Source organism: Nocardioides sp. CF8, from assembly GCF_000389985.1.
GTDB classification, from domain to species: domain Bacteria; phylum Actinomycetota; class Actinomycetes; order Propionibacteriales; family Nocardioidaceae; genus Nocardioides; species Nocardioides allogilvus.
This window is the reverse complement of sequence record NZ_CM001852.1, coordinates 107690-109017: the sequence shown is the minus strand read 5'-3', so window position 1 is coordinate 109017 and position 1328 is coordinate 107690. Positions and strand designations below refer to the sequence as shown.

Annotated in this window: 1 protein-coding gene and 1 other annotated feature; the gene reads right to left on the bottom strand. The window is 65.5% G+C overall.

All coding sequences use genetic code 11. The annotated features are described in order from the left end of the window. Window positions 1-39 precede the first annotated feature (39 nt). Window positions 40-1277, bottom strand: a protein-coding gene (locus CF8_RS00540; RefSeq protein ID WP_107705906.1) for an IS3 family transposase whose coding sequence is annotated in 2 segments (ribosomal slippage) — window positions 40-995 and window positions 995-1277 — 1239 coding nt in all. Because the reading frame shifts where the segments join, the coding sequence is not laid out codon by codon here. Continuing rightward, window positions 868-996: a sequence feature (AL1L pseudoknot), on the bottom strand. It overlaps the preceding gene by 129 nt. Window positions 1278-1328: the final 51 nt, after the last annotated feature.

The window sequence follows — 1328 nt, the reverse complement described above, 5'->3', positions numbered from 1 at the left end:
TGAACCGCCCCGGAGTTTCCGGAGACTGTTTTTGTGGGCTCAGCCGGTCGGCATGAGGTCGTTCTTGGCAGCGTAGTGAAGTTCTTCGGCTGCCATCGGGGTTAGGTCGGCAAGGGCCTGGTGGGGGCGCTCGTTGTTGAAGAAGTCGACCCAGTTCAGGGTCTCCAGTTCGACGTGCTCGACACCGCGCCAGGGGCCTTCGGGTCGGATCAGCTCGGCTTTGTAGAGCCCGATCTGGGACTCCGCCAGCGCGTTGTCGTAGGCATCACCGACCGACCCGACGGACGGGTCGACGCCGGCTTCGACGAGCCGCTCGGTGAACGCGAAGCTGACGTATTGGGACCCTGCATCGGTGTGGTGGACCAGCCCGGTCAGGTCGGTGACACCTGCCTGCTGCCTGGTCCAGATTGCGTGCTCGAGGGTGTCGAGCACCAGGTCGGTCGTCATCCGGGTGGCGGCCCGCCAGCCGACGATGCGCCGGGAGAAGACGTCGAAGACGAACGCGACGTAGACCATCCCCGACCAGGTCGGGACGTAGGTGAAGTCCGCGACCCACAACTGGTTTGGGCGCGCTGCCCAGAACTCACGGTCCACCAAGTCCACCGGTCGCGGCGAACCGTCGGACGGATGCGGCTTGAAGTGCCGCTGCCGCAGCGCCCCGACCCAGCCCTGCTGCCGGTAGATCCGCTCGATCGTGCACCGGGCGACGTCGTGGCCCTGGCCGCGCAAGTGAAGCCACATCTTCCGTGCCCCGAAGCGGCGGATGAACTTCTGCCGCTCCCGCTCGGCCTCGATCAACGCCACCAACTCGGCGTCACGGACCTGACGGCGCGACGGACGCCGCGACCTCACCTCATAGAAAGTCGACGGGGCGATCTTGGCGCCGTGCTCGCTGAGCACCCGGCAGATCGGCTCGACCCCGAACTCGTCCTTGTGGTTCTCGATGAAGTCGATCAGTACCGGTTGGGGCGGTCGAGCTCCGCCGCGAAGAAAGCCGAGGCCGCCTTCAAGATCTCGTTCGCCCGCCGTAGCTCGGTGACTTCCTTGCGCAGCGCCTTGATCTCGGCGATCTCCTCGGTGGTCTTGCCTTGGCGGACACCACCGTCGATCTCAGCGCGCCGGACCCACTTGCGCAGCGACTCCAGTGACGTGATGCCCAGCTTGGCGGCCACTGATCGCATCGCTGCTGTTTCGTTCTCGTAGTCCTGACGGGACTCGATCACCATCCGCACCGCGCGCTCACGCAGCTCGGTCGGGTACTTCGAGGGACGTGCCATGAGAGAGATCCTTCCAACGAATCAACTCTCCGGACATCCCGGGGCGGTTCA